Origin of the sequence: Paenibacillus pectinilyticus (assembly GCF_001700435.1) — a bacterium.
Taxonomy (GTDB): domain Bacteria; phylum Bacillota; class Bacilli; order Paenibacillales; family NBRC-103111; genus Paenibacillus_E; species Paenibacillus_E pectinilyticus.
This window is the reverse complement of the sequence record NZ_LYPC01000011.1, coordinates 75,269-92,889: the sequence shown is the minus strand read 5'-3', so window position 1 is coordinate 92,889 and position 17,621 is coordinate 75,269. Positions and strand designations below refer to the sequence as shown.

Genomic DNA, 17,621 nt, shown 5'->3' with positions numbered 1-17,621 from the left:
GGGATGACGTTATCCGGCGGTTCCACCTTGTCACGCCCCCCGCCTCTCTTCGAGACCAGTTGCCTGGCCTTCTGCTCGAGGCCAACTGCCTGGTCTTCTGCCCGAGACCAACTTCCTGGTCTTCTGCCCGAGACCAACTGCCTGGTCTTTGTTTTCACACGAAGTTCCCAAGTTAACTGGAAATCCTCCATCTATTTTCACAGAATTAGCTCGAAACAGACGATTAAATGGAAAATCTACAGTTAAAATGCCCATTATCGGCCATTTGGGAGAAACTTGTTCAAATTATAACTACAGGAAATCCAGTTAGTTTATCAGATGTGAGGAAAATGGGAAATTAACTGCAGTTTTTACAGTTAAACATGCAGCGGCACTGAGAGAGCCATAGTGTGTAGTTGGTGCAGAGAGTCAGCTAGCTGTATTTCTCCATAAACTCACTCGTCCTAGTAGGACGGCGTAGCTGCTTATTTTGTGTATTTAATGATAAATGAGTTCAGAAGACCCGCTAATAATCGTACCCGTATTGAGCCCGGCACAGATGTCTTTCATCGAGCCTGGCTTGTCGAAATTGAACACATGAATGGGAATATGATAATCCCTCGCTAAGATAAAAGCGGATTGATCCATCACCTTCAAATTGTGCTGTATCACATCGTTGTAATGGAGAGATTTGTACTGGAGCGCCTCTTGGTGATGCTTCGGATCCTTATCGAACACACCGTCCACGCCCTGCTTGGCAACCAGAATGGCATCGCAGTTCACTTCAATGGCGCGTTGAACGGATGGGTAATCCGTCGTGACGAAAGGCTGTCCATTGCCGCCGGCGAAAATGACGATGTACCCTTTTTCCAGGTGATGAATCGCCCGTAAACGAATGAAAGGCTCCGCCACCGAGGCAATCGGAATCGCCGTCATGACGCGCACTTCGGCTTTGGTTTTCGCCTTCAGCACACCGCGCAGCATCAGGCTGTTGATGACGGTGGCGAGCGTGCCGATGTTGTCGGCTTCGGCCTTTTCGATGCCCCAGCTTTCCCCCATATTCCCGCGGAAAATATTGCCCCCGCCGATAACCAGACACACCTCAACACCCAAATTCACGACGGTCATAATTTCATTGGCAATATGATCGAGCTGTGTGGGATCGAATCCGAAGGAATTGTCTCCAGCGACAGCCCCGCCACTAAGTTTAATGAGGACGCGTTTGTACCTCAAAGCCATAACCATATCCCCTCTCTCTGACGGATGCTACAAAAAACACTAAAGCCTTATTTGCTCTAGTGTTTTCCTGTGTCTTCCAGTTGTGATTAGAGATAATTGTACACGAATTACGAAGGATTTTGCAATTTCTGTGGAACACGCATGTGAACAATAAGTCCTATGATGACTAAGATTAAAAGGGAGCCCAGTGCGACTCGGCTGGCGAGGTTGCCAGTGGAGGCCATCGCCCACGTGATCGAGCCATATAAGGCAGGTCCAACGATGGAGGACACCTTGCCGGAGAAGGCGAATAGGCCGAAAAATTGGCCGCGCTTCTCTTCCGGCGTTAGCTGCACGATGAGGGTACGGGACGTCACCCACATAGCGCCCATGGACACGCCGTAAAGGCTGCCGGCAACCCAGAAGATGCTCTTGCTCGTTGCCAGCGAGGCCAACGAAATCGCAACGATCAGAATGATGGCGACGATGGTCACCGCTCGTTTGGGGCCTACGCTGCGCGTAATATAGCCGAAGAGGAAGGAGCCGATGATGCTCGACACCGTCGATACGAGATAGAGCAGAATGAACTGCCCCGTAGAGAAGCCCATCACCGTATTGGCATAGATGGCCATTACCGCAATGGCTGTGGCAATCGCGTCATTAAAGAAGAAATAGGCAATCATGAACGTGAAGGCCGCTTGATACTTACGCGCTTCCTTGAATGTGGCCCAGATCTCGCGGTAGCCGCTAAGCAATGACTTGCTGCTAGCGACGGGCTTCTGCGGTTTCTCTTTATAAAACAGCATAATGGGCAAGGAAAAAATGAGGAACATGGCCGCGCTGGGAATGAACGTGCTTTCGAAGTGATTATCGTGAACCAACGGGAAGACGATGAGTCCAACTAGTGTGCCGACATACCCAACGGCTACCCCAAAGCCGGAGATCAGGGGAATCTCCCGTTCTGTACCCAAATCAGAAATCATCGAGTCGTAGAAAACTAAGCTGGAATTATAGAAAAATTTGGCAATCATGAAAAAGAGAATCACACCGAGAATTGATGTGTTGAGACCTAGCCATTCTTGATCTGTTTTCCATTGTGCGGATGCCCCCATGAGCAGCGTGGCGATGATGGCCACAAGTGTGAAGGGGATGAGGTAAGCTTTTTTCTTGCCCGTGCGGTCAATCCAAACGCCGAATAGAGGCGACAAGAGCACAAGAAAGAAACTGGACAGTGCATTGGAGTAAGTGATGAAGGTGCTTGCAATTTGGTTCAATTCTTCGCTTTTGCCTAGCGTTTCTTTGAGGTAAAAAGGGTAGAAAACGGTCACGATATTGGAAGAGAAAATCGTATTTGCAAAATCGTACATCGCCCATGCCAAAATGGGCAAGGAGAAAAATAACGCCCATACGTTGCGCTTGTGCAAGGGATTGGAAACGGATTCAAGCTTCGCCATGAAGGGCACACCCTTTCTCTTCATTTACCTACTATGGTATTACTATATTGGCGATTCAGAAGAGAAATCCCTTTTGTTTTCCGCATAGGAAAGTTTAAGTTTTCGTGAAGCGCTAAGTGACCTTTATGAAAATAACCCCCTCCTTGGGAAAGGAAGGGGTTCGTCATGAACCTAATCAGACAACAGGTGCTTCGTAAGATCACTCTTCTGACTGCGGCTGAATAATATCGACCTCAATCATGTCCTGATTCTCTTGCATTTTCCGAACATTGATGCCGTTGCGCTGTAAAGTGGTGGAGAGTGCTTCTTTGTTTTGAGCTGGGAAGACATACGCTAAGCTGCTCTTATTGTCGAGCAATCGTTTCGCCACCTGCACGAGTCGCTCCATCGTGAACGGCTTTTTGAGATATTTCTCGATCTCCTTCTCATGATAGTCATGCGGTGGATCGAGTGCTGTAGAAACAATCACCGGTGTCTGTGCATGGACAGGGTGCTTATACAGGTCAGAAATGAAGTCCCAGCCGGTTTTCTCGCCTTCAAGGTGAATATCGACAATGAAGAGAATCGGGCCTTCTCCTACACAACGGTTCAGCGCAATCATGCCCTCTTCGGCTGAACGTAACTGAATGGAAGGGAGACTTAACTTGTTTAAGGCTACCTGAATTAATTTGGCTAGATTATCATCATCTTCAAAAATAATAATTTTTCCATCCAAATCTGAAATTTCATATTGGTCTAACTCAATACGGAACGTCGTGCCATGACCCATCTCGGACGTATATGAAATATGCCCGTTGTGCCCCTCGACGATCTCTTTCACAATGGCCAGTCCTAGGCCAGTGCCCCCGATTTGACGGCGGTCGGAGTTATCGACGCGGAAAAATTTCGAGAACATATGCTCATTCGCATCCTGCGGAATTCCGAGTCCGAAATCTTGAATCGCAATCGTTACTTTACCATCATGAGCAGTCAGGTGAATGTCGATGTGATCTGCCGAAGGCGAGTACTTAATCGCATTGGAAATCAAGTTGTCAAAGACTTGACGAATTCGAGCGACATCAGCCCGCACCCAAAGTTCAGGCTCCTGTTGATGCAGGACAATGCGATGGTGCTGCTTATCCTGCCATTGCTCGGCGATCTCAGTAACGATAGCTTGCAGATTTATCGGTGAGAAATGGTACGACTGACGGCCCGATTCCATGCGCTGCAAATCCAAGAAATCATTAATTAAGTTCGATAGGCGCAGCGCTTCGTTATAAATGGTTTCCATGTAGCGCTTCTGCTTCTCTTGCGGAAGTTCGCGATGCAGCAAGATCTCGATAAACCCAAGCACGCTCGCCAGCGGTGTCCGCAGCTCATGTGAAACGATCGAAATGAATTCATTCTTCATTTCATCAATACGTTCTTCTTCCGTACGGTCACGGAACACGAATAAGTAGCCTTGCTGCTCTGTACCTTCACTTACGATGGTGGCATACAGCTCCGCATGCTGGAGGTGTTCCTCCTCCCGTTGGAAGCTAAAACGCTGCGTCAAATGAGAAAGCGAGCGGTCAATCAGCGCTTCAATGGAAGCGGCTACCCCATGGAAGCTAGGCGTTTCAGCGCCAATTTCATAACTGCAAGCAACAAGATTTTCACCAATACGATCATTGAGTCCGAAATATTGATTCATCCGTTGATTGGAGAAGAGGATCGTTCCTTGCGAGTCGCACATCATCATGCCTTCGTGGGCAGATTCCAAAATATTTTGAATCAGATCGCGCTGTCCTTCCAGAAGTTGTTTCTCTATGGTCAATTGATCATTCAACTCAGCCAAGCTGTCAGCCTGCTGCAATTTCTCATCATTTACGACCTGGGCGTAGAAGGCAAGTCCAAACTGGCGGACTATTCCTTTGGTTAGACGTTGATTATCATCTTGATACTGTGAGCTTTGGTAGCTCGTTAATAATAGAAACCCGAGAACGGCTTGTTTATCATCGGTGAGAGGAATGTACTGATCGACAGCGAGAGTCATGCCGCCATGCACACCAAGTTCATCTCCGGAAACGTCGCGTGAATGAACAATGTTAACACCCTCATCAAAAACGCGCTTAGCTGGCCCGAAGAGCTCGTTGCGTGAAGTGTGAATATGATTTTTCGGATAACCGATTGAATGAATGACATCATAGGTGGAACCATCCGCAGAAGGACGCTCAAGAACAACTAAAGCCGCATCTTGTGCGAGTGAGTTCAGCAAGGCAGGTAAAGTATGTTTCAAGAAATCGGTTAACTTCACATAGCCAGTTAGCTTTTCTTGGTAAGAGGAGATGAGTTCCAAATCCCGTTCCCGTTCGGATAGTTTAGCAAGCGTAATTTGCTGCTCTTCTTGCTGCGCGATAATTTCCTCGTTCTGTGCTTCCAAGCTCTCCGCCATATAGCGATAGGTTTCCTCGCTTTTCCGAAGCTCTTTCTCCGCCTCGAAGGACCGTAGAGAGATGAAAATCGACATCGCGCCTGCGATCAGTGCAATAATGCTGCCGATCATGGTAATCGTGCGGGAAGTTTTGCCTGCTTCATGAGAAGCAGAGTAAGCATTGGAAGTAATCTGTTCGATATTATTTGCGATACTCGTATGAATGACACGGTAACGATCCATCATCGTTTTGCCGGTGGTCACACGAGCCTTGGCGTCTTCAAGCTTCCCAGCACGGATTAAATCTAATTGGGAATCATAGTGCTTCTGTAAATTCGTTATGGCCGGTGTGGCCTGTGTATCCATGATGATCTGCAGCGTAGGGTACTTTTTGTCAAAGGTGGCCATCGTGTTTAAATCGGCAGCTAATTGCGCTTTACCCATGGTGTAAGGTTCAAGGAACTGCTCGTTCAATGTTAATTCATAGCCACGGATCCCTGTTTCTTGATTAATCAAACTAGTCAGGATGCTGTTGGCTGTCGTCAAAATAGGTATCGCATCATTCACGATGGCGTTGTTCTCTTTTTCCATATTTCGAGAGGCCATATAGTTAGATACACTGACGAAAGCCAGCAAAACAACGATTAAAATAACATAAAGCATAGAGATCCGGGACCTCGTGAATGTTTTCATAGCAAGCGTTCACCTAGCTTCTAATAGATTGAAAGTTCTACATCAAATTCGACAAGCCTCAACAAATTCCTTTAAAAACCGATAATGTCATGTTTTCTTCCATCAATGATTGCGGAAAGTGGTGATGTCGTTTAAAATATGAGTCAATAGGCAAGTGATGTGATGAAAGTAGACATGAAATAAGGGTAGATGAAGGAGGCGCACAGTGCAGGTGAAAAACATCAGGATACCGCCACGTCATGAGGTACGTCCATTTTTTCAGCCTATTATTTCCTTGCAGAGTCAAGAAATAATCGGATATGAGACGCTAGGCAGATGGATACGTGAGAGCGGTGTGGAAAGCTTAGGGCCATTTTTTAATGATCCTGATATTTCTGAAGACATGCAGTTAATGATCGATCGGCATTTGAGGGAACAGGCCATAGAACAGATAGCTGCAGCACCTGGTGAAGGCTCGTTATTCATCAACCTGAAGCCCTCTTGGATCTATCGAACTTACAAGCGGACAGGCGTACTGCCAACGATCGAGCTATTGAAAAAATATCATATTAACCCCTCTCGTATTGTGATTGAAATTACGGAGGAAGAATTCACAGGTAAGCTCCAAGAGCTCACTTGGATTGTCGAATTATACCGTGAATTTGGCTGCACGATTGCGATTGATGATGTGGGAAGCGGATTTAGCAATTTCGACCGCATAGCCAGCCTGCAGCCGAAGATTTTGAAGATTGATCTGAACATTTTGAAAAAAAGCATCATCCATGACGGCTATAAGGCCTTGATGCAATCGTTCTCCATTTTAGCTGCACAAATGGGGGCATCTTTACTTGTCGAAGGTGTCGAAACCAAGCAGGAACTGCATACGGCTTTACAGGTTGGCGCTAGATATGTGCAGGGTTTCCTCTTCTCGAAAGCGGAGCCGGAACTTCAGCGGCCAGATGCCTACAAATCCATGCTGGAAAAGGAAATGAAGCTGTTCGGCCAAGAGGAATTTAGTCGTTACAGCCGACTGCTGAGTGTACATCAAAGTTTGTCTACACTCATCCACACGAACGTGGGGATTTCGACGGCTGATGAGGCGGACACCGTTATCGAGCAAACCATCAGCACCGTCTCCGATAATTGCATACGGATGTACATATGCCGAGAAGATGGCTATCAGACTTCCTCTAACTACACGCGTAGAGAAGAGGGATGGAGCAAGGACGAGAGCTACCGTCAAGCGAATTGGACGTGGCGCCCTTATTTCATCTCCAACATTCTGATGATGAATCTGCAAAAGCAAGGGATTCTTTCCCAAGCCTATGCCGACTTGGACACCTCACGTCAGATTCAGACGTATTCGTGCGCGTTGGGAGAGGGGTATTATCTGTTTTTGGATTTGGAAATTTGAGGGTTGGGAAGAGCCATGGTAAGTGCTGAGCCAGGAAGAGGATTCAAGAACAAGATTCAAGAGCAAGATCTAAGAACAAGATCCAAGAACAAAGATTCAAGAAGAAGATCCAAGTATAAGATTCAAGCAACCAGTTGGGCCAATATCAGCGACGTTAGATGGAAAAGGTACAGTTAATTCCGACGTTTAACTCAAAATGAAACGTTTAAGTGGAAAAGATGCAGGTATTTCGGACCTTTTGGACCCGAGGTGAAGGAATCGAGAGAATTAGATGTAGTTTTTCCATTTAATTGGATAAAAAGACTAAAGAACGTAAAATTAACTGGAGGTTATACAGTTAACGGATTAGCTTGTTGGTGGTGGACGAGGTGGAGTGGTTGGGCAGGTGACAGGAGGTAAGGGGAGTTAAGCTTGAGTTGGAAGTGCATAGCGGCAAAGGGATCGAAAGAGGAGCCTTAAAGTAGGTAGGGATTGGACGGAGGCGCGTAGAGATTGATAGAGATAAAGAGTGTAAGGTAGATGAGATAGGTGGAGATCGTAGGAGATAGAGAGAATGAGGTATGGGAAGAGATACATAGAGATACATAGACATAGAGATAGACATAGAGATACATAGACATACATAAAGATACATAAAGATACATAGAGATGCAGAATAGAGATAGAAATAGAGATAGAAATAGAGATAGAAATAGAGATAGAGATAGACAGACGACAGACAAATGAGCAGAATTAGAAATTGAGAGATGTATACATAGAAACGGAAACGTATAGAAAATCGGATGTGATGGGAACACAAAAGAGGTTACCCCAGGTGAAGCTTGGGATAACCTCTTTTGTGTTGCGTAAATAGAAGGTGAAGAGTAGGGAAGTGGCAACCCACAGATCCACAAGAACTGACACCTGACACCCCATACCCCTTACCCCATACAAATACCCCACGACCCTCTACGCCTCCACCCACTCGCGGCGGAGTGAGAACAGATCCTTCAGCTCGTCTGTCGACAGCTCCGTGATCCAGTTCTCGCCGGAGCCGACGATCTGCTGGCTGAGGCCCAGCTTGCGCTCGATCATCTCGTCGATGCGCTCCTCCAACGTGCCCAGCGTCACGAACTTGTGCACCTGCACATGACGTGTCTGGCCGATCCGGAAGGCACGGTCTGTCGCTTGATTCTCGACGGCGGGGTTCCACCAACGATCGTAGTGGAACACATGATTCGCCGCCGTCAGGTTGAGCCCGATGCCGCCGGCTTTCAGCGAAAGGATGAACACATTCCGCTGCTCTTCCGCAGGCTGGCTCAGATCTTGGAAGTGCGCGATCATTTCATCGCGCCCATTCTTGGATGTTCCGCCGTGGAGGAACAAGACTTTCTCGCCAAGCTCCTGTTGCAGCACATGCTGCAGCAGGTTGCCGGTCTCGACAAACTGCGTGAAAATCAAACATTTGTCGCCCTCTTGCCGCAGCTCCTGCACCATCTCAAGCAGGCGCTCCAGTTTGTTGGAGCGGCCGCTCCACGGGGCGCCGAGCCCTTCTTTGAGCAGCAAAGCCGGGTGATTACACACCTGCTTAAGCTTCGTTAGCGCTGCCAGGATAAGGCCTCGCCGCTCCATGGCAGAGAGCTTATCCAGCCGATCGAACATATCCTGGATGTAGTTCTCGTACAACGAACCTTGCTCCGCTGTGAGTGAGATGAACGTTTTGGACTCGTTCTTTTCAGGCAGATCCAGCTGAATGGCAGGATCCTTCTTCTCCCGACGCAGCAGGAAGGGGCGGATCAGCTTTTGAACCTTGCCGATGGTTGCCTCATCGCGTGTTTTCTCGATGGCATTCACATAGCGATGCGTGAACTCGCGCACCGTGCCGAGATAGCCGGGATTCGCGAAGTCGAAGATTGACCAGAGCTCCGTCAGTCGATTCTCAATCGGCGTTCCTGTTAGTGCAATGCGATGATACCCATTCAAACGGCGAATCGCCGTAGCTTGTTTCGTATAAGCATTTTTGATATTTTGAGCTTCATCCAAACAGATGGAGTTCCAAGCAATAGCGCCGAGCTCACTCTCATCTAGATGGGAAAGCGTATAAGACGTCAAAACAAGATCATACTTGCCAACGATTTTTTCTTGAAAAGCACTACCCTTTAACCGCTGCGGTCCATAATGAAGATGTACGCGCAGGGAAGGCGCAAATCGTTTCAGCTCCATTTGCCAGTTACCTAGCACGGAGGTCGGACAGATTAGCAGTGACGGGGTATCCGGCTGATCGGTTTCTTTTACCGTAAGCAAATAGGTAATCCATTGGATGGTTTTCCCAAGGCCCATGTCATCCGCTAAGCAGCCGCCAAGGCCAAAACGCCGTAAGAACAACAGCCAAGAGATGCCGTCCACTTGATAATGGCGCAGTGAGCCATGAAAGCTAGGCGGCGGCTCGATGGTCGGAATGGCTGATGTCTGCGTCAATTGATCGATCATGTGGCGCAGTTGTTCGTTGAGCTCGACCTCCATGTCGAGGTAACGCATTGCTTCGGGATCATCCTCAGCCGGCAGTAGGCCGCCCGCATCACCGGCAAAATGCAGCTCCAACACATCGCGGAAAGATAGCCCCTGCTTCTTATGCACCTGCTTCATGATCTGCTCGACCTGCGCCATGAATTGCGGGTCAAGCTGGATCCAGTTGCCGCGAATCTGGATCAGCTTGCGCTTCTCCTCTAACAGCAGACGGAATTCTTCCTCCGTCAGCTCCAGATCACCGATAGCCAGCTTCCAGTCGAACTGCATCAGCTGGGTTAGCCCGAACATCGTCTCCCGTCCCGAACCGACGGAAGACTTAATGCGCGCGCGCAGCTTCGGCCGCATCTTGCGGATGCGCTCCCACCACGCGGGCAGGAACACACTCGTTCCTGCCTCAACCAACCGCACGCTTCCCTCTGCGAGGAAGCGCCAAGCCTCCTCCTCCGTCAACGTCTGACGGAGGACGCCCTCGCCCGCATCCAGCCATGGCAGGATGCGCAGCCACTTCGCCGCGTCGCGCTCGACGCGGCCTATCTCAGGCAGCCACGCCTCCGGCAGTGGCTGTTCCCCCGCGACCGGCTCGCCGCCCGTCGTGACGGTGCGCAGCACCTCCGGCGCCAGCCGGTCCTGCAGCATCACGCGCAGCTGCCAGCCCGCGCCATGCGCGAGGTCTGGCTCGGCGAGCTGCAGGCACGTCCGCATCGGCGACCGGTCCTGGCGCCAACCAATGCTGACGAGCCAGTCCTCCTCGTCCAGCCAGACTTCCGCGCTGGCATCCGCGCGGCGCATTAACGGATACGCAGCTTCGAGCTTGCGTAAATTGTCTTTCATGATCCCATCGGCATCGACCCACTCGGGGATCAAGGCATGAATCCAGCGTGAAACCGCTGGTGTTTCTAAGAGCTGCAGCTCTTCTGGCAGCTGCAGCTTCCAGCCGATTTCGCCGGCCTTCCATTTCTCATAGTCCGGCATGAACCGACCTGTCGCAAGCGACTCGCGCACAGCCGGAGCTAATCGCATCAGATCTGCGCAGGAAGCGTGCCAGTTGAGCCGAAGATGCTGCACCGGCTGCGGCTCGCTGAAATAGTCGAGCGCCTCCAAGGGCTGCAGCTCGATGCCCTCCCGATTTTGCCACTCGCTCGGTTCCATGAAGGTGCCGAAGAAGGAGGCGCGATGCCAGGCGAAGAGCATATGTTTTAAATCAAGAGCATCCCAAATACCGCCGTTTTCGCGGGAACCCCATAGAAATAATGACCCGTTAGGTAATGAACTAACGTGAACGGTCAGCGCGCTGGTTTCGATCATCGAATCCATTTTCCTTTCTTGAGCTCTTCTTGGAAAGCACGCAAACGCGAGAACTTATCCGCTAAGCGATAAATATAGTGCTCCCAGCGGTCATCCTGGCCAATCTGTTTATAAATGCTGTGCAGCTTTTTGAGAAGACGGACAGCCGTCTTATAGGAAGCCCTATTTTTCTCAAGTACAGCCCGTTCAGCTGCTTGATGATAGAGCGGAAGAAGCAGCGCGGAATCATGCTCCTCAATCGCTTTGAGCTCCATCCCATACAGATTCAAGGGGGAAATACGATTCGCAAGCTGCAAATCTACCCATTGCCGGTACCGCTTTGTTTGCAGCAAATAGGCTGTGTAATAGTAGTAGGAACGCGGAAGTAAGGACTCCATCACCTGTACCCACTCACTATCGTTCGCCAAATGCTTGGTGGTGTCTAACCAATATTGGCAGAAGGTACGGAAATCATCATGATTGGCATTCGCAATCGCGGGGAATAACCACCGCAGCCAGATCAGCATCTGATCCCACTGCCCGTCGTTCGCAAATTTGTTCAAGTAAAGGAAGAAATCCTTGGCATGCGGGTGCGTCAGCTGTCCCAGACGTTCGAAAGCCTGATCCGTGTTCCCCTGCATAATATCAAAATGCGCCCTAGCCGCAAGCAAAACATCCCTCTTCTTTGGAAGCATTTCTTTCTTCGCAAGCTGGGTATCGAGGCGTGTCATTTCTTCTTTCTGCGCTGCTGTCTGCTCCGTGAGTTTCCACCAAATGAATCGATACACGAACAGCCAATCTACGGGACTGTCCTTGCCTTGCAGGGCGGATTCTCCGACCATTTTCATCGTAGACAGCCAAATCTTCGGCTCCGCTAGGAAGGAACGATTCACGTCCATGCGTTCGACGAATTCGACAAGCTTATCCTCACAGTTTTTGGCGGCGATTTTGCACCCATTTTCATGGTAATAAGACAGGTAGGAGCTTTTCGTTTCTTGGTAAAATTGTTCGATCTTCCGCATCATGAAAAGCACAATATGGAACATATAAAGCTCACGAGTCGCATCTCGCCAGCTCGCTGCATAAGGGGGCAACGACTCTAGGGCGGACTCATAGAAGGTTTCGATGGAGTGCTGGTGAGAAATCGAGAAACCATGGAATTTCCCTTCGAAAAAACGATGCCAATCGCTAGGCATGCTCTCTTCCAGAGGTACATTGGCCTGTGCAGCCGCTTTGCGCTCTTGCATAATGGAAGCCGCAGCGCCCCGAGCTGGTTTTTTGCGTGTGTGTATTTGTTGTTTTAACTGCTGTAGGACAAGTTCAGGTCGGCCATAAGTAGCGTATAGGTTAAAAAACGTAGCCCCAATATGCTGACAGAAGCCATCAAAGGAACACGTACAGGTACTCGCTGCAAAATTTTCTAAATCGACTTCTACATGGTGCGTCTTTTTGCTTGTGACGGTCGCATGGACGCTCGAGCCTTTCAGATCAACCTCGGTCACACGGCCTTTATGATAGTACTCCCAGCCTTGCTCCAGACGGATAGCGTCGAAGTGAAGCGGGATTTGTTTGATCAGGTAGTTCATTCGATTTTTGGGAATCTGAAGTTTCAGCATATGTGCTTTCCTACCCTCCGAGCCGTACATTCCTTCTTCCATAGTAACAGATTTTTTCCGAAATTGCCCATTTCCACAGTTTATGCCAAAGAGGATATTTTTAATCCGTTCAAAAGGGGTTAACCCTGCATTCTCACCTAGAATATGATAAAGTGAAGCTAGATGAAAAGCTTTTCGGAGGGAGACTGTGCAATGGGTATTAAATTTGGTCGGGAATATAAGGATATTGTCACCGATTTTGTACGTGGGATCGAGTTGGTTAATGGATTTTATGAGCTGCTGGAGATGAGTGCAGAGGACTGGCAGGAGCTCGATACCGAGGATCAGGAACAATGCCTGCGCACGCTGGCTGACGATATTTTCTATGGATTAGGCAGCAGCCCGGTTATGAATGTTGGAGCGGGTTCTGTACGGCATGATGCGAGCAATCACGTGCTCAAGGTGCACGATGGTGAGAAGTTGGTTTCTGTCATCTATCTGGTCTAAAACAGCCAGAAGTGAGATATAGAAAGGTGTAAAGAAGCGATGCTGGATGGAGCAAGGAAAGTTCTGCAACAAGTTTATGGGTACCCGGAATTCCGCGAGGGCCAGAAAAATATCATAACGAATCTTCTCGAAGGTAAAGATACGCTCGGCATTATGCCGACAGGCGGCGGGAAATCGATCTGTTACCAAGTGCCAGCGATGCTGATGGAGGGTGTGACATTAGTCATATCCCCTCTAATTTCTTTAATGAAGGATCAGGTCGATGCATTGGGTGCACTCGGTGTACCTGCGACGTTCATCAATAGCACGCTGGAAGCTAGGGAAGTGGAACAGCGCATGCAAGGGGCGATGCAGGGCAAATATAAGCTGCTCTATATCGCGCCGGAGCGTCTGGAATCGGAGCGTTTCCGCGCACGCATGGCTGCTTTGAATCTGCCGCTGGTTGCGATCGATGAGGCGCACTGTGTCTCGCAGTGGGGACATGATTTCCGACCGAGCTATGTCTCGATTGCGCCTTTCATTCGTCAGCTGCCGAATCGTCCAATTGTGGCGGCGTTCACAGCAACGGCTACGGCTGAAGTGACAGCGGACATCGCCCGCTTGTTGGAGCTGGATACCGCAGGGATTTTCATCAACGGCTTCTCGCGCGACAATTTGGAGCTAACGATTCTTCGTGGCGAAAATAAACGCGATTACATACAGAATTATGTGAAGGAACATACCCATCAGCCCGGCATTATTTACGCTGCGACGCGTAAGGATGTTGAGGATTTGTATGAAACGCTGCGCAAAAAAGGCTATGCCGCCGGTAAGTATCATGCTGGGCTTTCGGATGATGAGCGCTCCTACATGCAGGAGGCGTTTCTCTATGATGATATTCGCGTGATGATCGCGACGAACGCATTCGGGATGGGGATCGATAAGTCCAACGTGCGGTACGTCATTCACTATAACATGCCGAAAAACATGGAAGCTTACTACCAGGAGGCAGGCCGTGCAGGACGCGATGGCGAGCCGAGCGAGTGTATTTTGCTGTTCAGCGCGCAGGATATCATGACACAGAAGTTCTTGATCGAGCAGAACCAGCTTTCGCCGGAGCGCAAAGCGAACGAGTACAAGAAGCTCCAAACGATGATCGATTATTGCTATTCGCCGCGCTGTTTGCGGAACGCTATTTTACATTATTTTGATGAGCAAAATATTAAAGATACCTGCGGGAACTGCAGTTCCTGCAAGGATGATCGCGACACCGTCGACATTACTGTCGAGGCGCAGAAGATTTTCTCCTGCATTCGCCGCATGAACGAGCGTTTCGGGATTTCGATGGTCGCATCGGTCCTCAAGGGCTCGAAGGCGAAGAAGATCATGGAGTATCGTTTCGATCGTCTGCCGACGCACGGGATTATGAGCAATCTGCCGGAGAAAGAGATCGCCGAATTAATCAATGTATTGATTTCGGAAGGTTTTTTGCGGCTGTCCGAGGGTCAATACCCAGTTGTACAGTTGATGCAGCCTGCCGCTGAGGTGCTTCAGGGCAAGCTGTCCGTGAATCAAAAGGTGCGCAAACAACCTGTTCGCGCTGCCGCCGCGATGGACAATACGTTATTCGAGCAGCTTCGTTTGCTGCGTCGTGAAATGGCTGCGCGCGAGAAGGTGCCGCCGTATATTATTTTCGCCGACAGTACGCTGCGTGAGATGAGTGAGAGCTGTCCGACGACGGAAGCCGCCATGCTGCGCATCAAAGGGGTCGGAGAGGTGAAATACCGCAACTACGGGAAGCCGTTCCTTGAGCTTTTGCGTACCTACGCGGGAGAAAGTGATGTAGGCGCAGTGGTTTACGATTACGAGTAAGTGCCATGGATAGCTTTAGATTGCTGAACTAGCCTGAGTGGCATGCGCCTCCTAGATGGCGTTGTGGACTAATGTCGAGTAGGGGAGTGAAGGTGTTGGTGAGGGTGAAGCTAGAGCGTGCTGAGGTTGCTGGAAGGCTTGCCGAGCTGGGGACATGGAGCCTGGAGGCGGAAGAGAGCAAGTGGATCATACGCAAGTATCGATTTAAGGCTTTCCTGCAGGGAATCTCATTCGTGAATAAGATAGCTCTATTATCAGAAGCAGTGAACCACCATCCTATGATTGCGATCGATTATCAAATGGTGACACTGCGCCTGACCACGTGGTCTGCCGGAGGCTTGACGGAGCTTGATTTTACGACCGCTGCAAAGTTCGATCAGGCGTATGCGGAGATTACGGCGAACCGGGAGTAGTGTGGAGACGTGGGTTCGTGGTGTAGCACGTTGACTCGAAATTTCCACGCCATTCCTCCTGTGTATGTGATTTTAGCAGAGGACTAAGTCCTCTGAGAGTTTGGTAGACCTGTGTATACCATACAGTGGAAGTCAGCCATCCCGGTGGGCGTCCATTTCTCGTAGGTATCCGTAATCGTGAAGCCCGCACGCTGGTAGGCGCGGATGGCGCGCTCGTTCCAAACGAGCACCTCGAGATCGATCTCCTGCTCGGGGGTGCGGCGCTGTGCTTCGACTACGAGGAGCTGAACGAAGCGTGTGCCGATGCCACCGCAGAGATCAGGGCGAAGCCCGAGGCCCAGTCGGGTGACACCGACGATCGGGAAGAACTGAACGAACCCAGTGAGCGTGCCGTTGGTATCGATGACTCCGCGGTACTGCTCTTTCTGATTTGCGGATCTGCAAATTCAGATTCATTTTCAAGCATAAGGGTCCAGGGCGACCAGTTGTAAATATCGTAGGGAGCCGGATAGCGCCATGTGCAGATTTCCTGACAAGCCTCTTCGGTTAGAGGAACCACAAGCCATGGTAAAGGTTCGGTAATAGGTTGAGGCATATATGGGGCAACCTTTCTATAGGCAGTATTTGTTATGTGAATTGTGTAAGACGATAAGACGATGGATAAGACAACTAAAATGTCCTATTTTATCTATGCATCTATAAATGGTTGTATAAGTAAACGAACTTGTCTTATTGTCGGCATATCCATGCTGAAAGTAAAGATATAAGTCAAATAAGCATGTGTCGGGGTCCTATTTGAGGATTTACCTCGATTGTAGTGTGGAAAAGACCTTCGAGTATGCTTATTGTAATTCCGATCGGGCCGCTGTTGAGATGATGTGTATACTCATTTCTTATGATTTTAATTTGTGCTAGTTGATTAGCCTACCATCACATTATGTATACCATACCATTTGAAGAATAAGGAGGGCACCCGTGATGACACAAGTAACCATTCGTGAAGCCGCAATGTCCGATATCCCCCAGCTCAGAACTTTAATGATCGCTTATATTGTGGATTTCTATCAGTACCGACAACCTGAGGATGATAAGCTGAACGCTTTGATTCATGAACTGCTCGAACAGAAGATTGGCATTCAATTCGTAGCTGAGACCGAGGATGGGACATTAGTGGGCTTTGCGACGTTATACTTCACATTCAGCACGCTGCGTGCTTCCAAGATTGCGGTCATGAATGATTTATTCGTTGTTGAAGCTGAACGTGGGCAGGGCGCGGCGGCAAAGCTATTCGCTGCTTGCAAAGGGTATTCGGCTAGACACGGTTATGCAAATTTAACCTGGACAACGGCTCCAGATAACTTACGCGCGCAAGCTTTTTACGATAAAATGGGTGGAGACCGAAGTAATTGGCAATCGTACTCCGCTAATCCCACAAGTGGGATGGGAGATTGAGATTAACTGTAAGTAGGGGAAGGTGGCAGGAACCGTGGAAAATATCGTAAGTCAAACTTGGCTGCTAGGGCAGCTGGGGGATGCGAATATCGTTATCGCTGATTGTCGTTTTGCGCTTGGGAAGCCGGATTCCGGCCGCGAGCAGTATGAACAGGATCACATCGCGGGAGCGGTGTATGTCGATTTGGAAAAAGATTTGTCCGGCGCCCTGATGGCGCATGGCGGTCGACATCCGCTGCCGGATCTCGGCGGATTCTCCATCCTCGTCGGCAAGCTCGGTATCGACGGGACGAAGACCGTCGTAGCTTACGACGATCAAGGAGGGGCCATGGCTTCGCGCCTATGGTGGATGCTGAAATTCCTCGGCCACTCCGAGGTATATGTATTGGATCAAGGGTACACCGCGTGGAAATCCGCCGGATACCCTGTAACGGACGAAGAGCCAGCGGTATTCCCGCGCACCTTCTCACCGAAGGTGAACCGGTCCATGCTCGCTAGCATGGACGAAGTGAAGGACAAGCTCGGTCGCCCAGGCACCGTGCTTGTGGACTCGCGCGAGGAGCGCCGCTACCTCGGCTTGGAAGAGCCGATTGATGCGGTGGCCGGCCATATCCCGGGTGCGCGCAACTTCTTCTGGAAAGGCGTTCTCGGCGAGAACGGCGCTTGGTTGCCAGCTGCGGAGCAAGAGCAACACTTTGCCGCGCTGCGCGACGCTGATGAAATCATCGTCTATTGCGGCTCGGGCGTGACGGCGTGCCCGAATGTGCTGGGCCTCAGCGAAGCGGGCTTCGATAACGTGAAGCTCTATAGCGGAAGCTGGAGCGACTGGATTTCGTGGGAAGATAACCCGATTGCGACGGGTGAGGAGAAGGAATAACAGTA

Annotated in this window: 11 protein-coding genes and 1 pseudogene; 6 read left to right on the top strand and 6 right to left on the bottom strand. The window is 49.7% G+C overall.

Annotated elements, in window-relative coordinates; all coding sequences use genetic code 11:
* Nucleotides 1-477 precede the first annotated feature (477 nt).
* The 3 genes from pyrH to A8709_RS04250 form a co-directional block, all read right to left on the bottom strand.
* Nucleotides 478-1,218, bottom strand: a complete 741-nt coding sequence (gene pyrH / locus A8709_RS04260) for a UMP kinase (RefSeq protein ID WP_208607637.1) — start codon at nt 1,216-1,218, stop codon at nt 478-480.
* A 107-nt stretch (nt 1,219-1,325) separates the two neighbouring features.
* On the bottom strand, nt 1,326-2,651 hold the full coding sequence (locus tag A8709_RS04255; protein ID WP_065850948.1) for an MFS transporter: 1,326 nt from the start codon (nt 2,649-2,651) through the stop codon (nt 1,326-1,328).
* 199 nt (nt 2,652-2,850) lie between these two features.
* Nucleotides 2,851-5,736: an ATP-binding protein gene (locus tag A8709_RS04250; protein ID WP_065850947.1), complete on the bottom strand. Its 2,886-nt coding sequence runs from the start codon at nt 5,734-5,736 to the stop codon at nt 2,851-2,853.
* Nucleotides 5,737-5,947: 211 nt separating this feature from the next.
* Between A8709_RS04250 and A8709_RS04245 the strand changes: the two genes are divergently transcribed.
* Nucleotides 5,948-7,129 (top strand): EAL domain-containing protein, encoded by a 1,182-nt coding sequence (locus A8709_RS04245; protein ID WP_167356997.1) that lies wholly within the window; start codon nt 5,948-5,950, stop codon nt 7,127-7,129.
* 948 nt (nt 7,130-8,077) lie between these two features.
* Here the strand turns inward: A8709_RS04245 and A8709_RS04240 are convergent.
* Both A8709_RS04240 and A8709_RS04235 read right to left on the bottom strand, forming a co-directional pair.
* A complete protein-coding gene (locus tag A8709_RS04240; protein WP_208607636.1) occupies nt 8,078-10,951 on the bottom strand; it encodes a DEAD/DEAH box helicase in 2,874 nt (957 codons plus the stop codon).
* Nucleotides 10,939-12,537: an SWIM zinc finger family protein gene (locus tag A8709_RS04235; protein ID WP_065851240.1), complete on the bottom strand. Its 1,599-nt coding sequence runs from the start codon at nt 12,535-12,537 to the stop codon at nt 10,939-10,941. Before A8709_RS04235 ends, A8709_RS04240 begins: the two co-directional genes overlap by 13 nt.
* A 192-nt stretch (nt 12,538-12,729) precedes the next feature.
* On the opposite strand from A8709_RS04235, the gene A8709_RS04230 reads away from it, so the two are divergent.
* The 3 genes from A8709_RS04230 (at nt 12,730) to A8709_RS04220 (ending at nt 15,287) form a co-directional block, all read left to right on the top strand.
* Nucleotides 12,730-13,023, top strand: a complete 294-nt coding sequence (locus A8709_RS04230; RefSeq protein WP_065850944.1) for a hypothetical protein — start codon at nt 12,730-12,732, stop codon at nt 13,021-13,023.
* Nucleotides 13,024-13,062: 39 nt separating this feature from the next.
* Nucleotides 13,063-14,874 carry a DNA helicase RecQ gene (recQ, locus tag A8709_RS04225; protein ID WP_065850943.1) on the top strand — a complete coding sequence of 604 codons (1,812 nt, stop codon included), beginning with the start codon at nt 13,063-13,065 and terminating at the stop codon, nt 14,872-14,874.
* A gap of 104 nt (nt 14,875-14,978) precedes the next feature.
* Nucleotides 14,979-15,287 (top strand): 4a-hydroxytetrahydrobiopterin dehydratase, encoded by a 309-nt coding sequence (locus tag A8709_RS04220; RefSeq protein WP_065851239.1) that lies wholly within the window; start codon nt 14,979-14,981, stop codon nt 15,285-15,287.
* Nucleotides 15,288-15,370: 83 nt separating this feature from the next.
* Here A8709_RS04220 and A8709_RS33495 read toward each other — a convergent pair.
* Nucleotides 15,371-15,882: pseudogene (locus A8709_RS33495) on the bottom strand (GNAT family N-acetyltransferase).
* Nucleotides 15,883-16,265: 383 nt separating this feature from the next.
* On the opposite strand from A8709_RS33495, the gene A8709_RS04210 reads away from it, so the two are divergent.
* Together A8709_RS04210 and A8709_RS04205 are read left to right on the top strand one after the other, a co-directional pair.
* Nucleotides 16,266-16,739, top strand: coding sequence for a GNAT family N-acetyltransferase (locus tag A8709_RS04210; protein WP_065850941.1), 474 nt, complete (start codon nt 16,266-16,268; stop codon nt 16,737-16,739).
* Nucleotides 16,740-16,773: 34 nt separating this feature from the next.
* Nucleotides 16,774-17,616 carry a sulfurtransferase gene (locus A8709_RS04205; protein ID WP_065850940.1) on the top strand — a complete coding sequence of 281 codons (843 nt, stop codon included), beginning with the start codon at nt 16,774-16,776 and terminating at the stop codon, nt 17,614-17,616.
* Nucleotides 17,617-17,621: the final 5 nt, after the last annotated feature.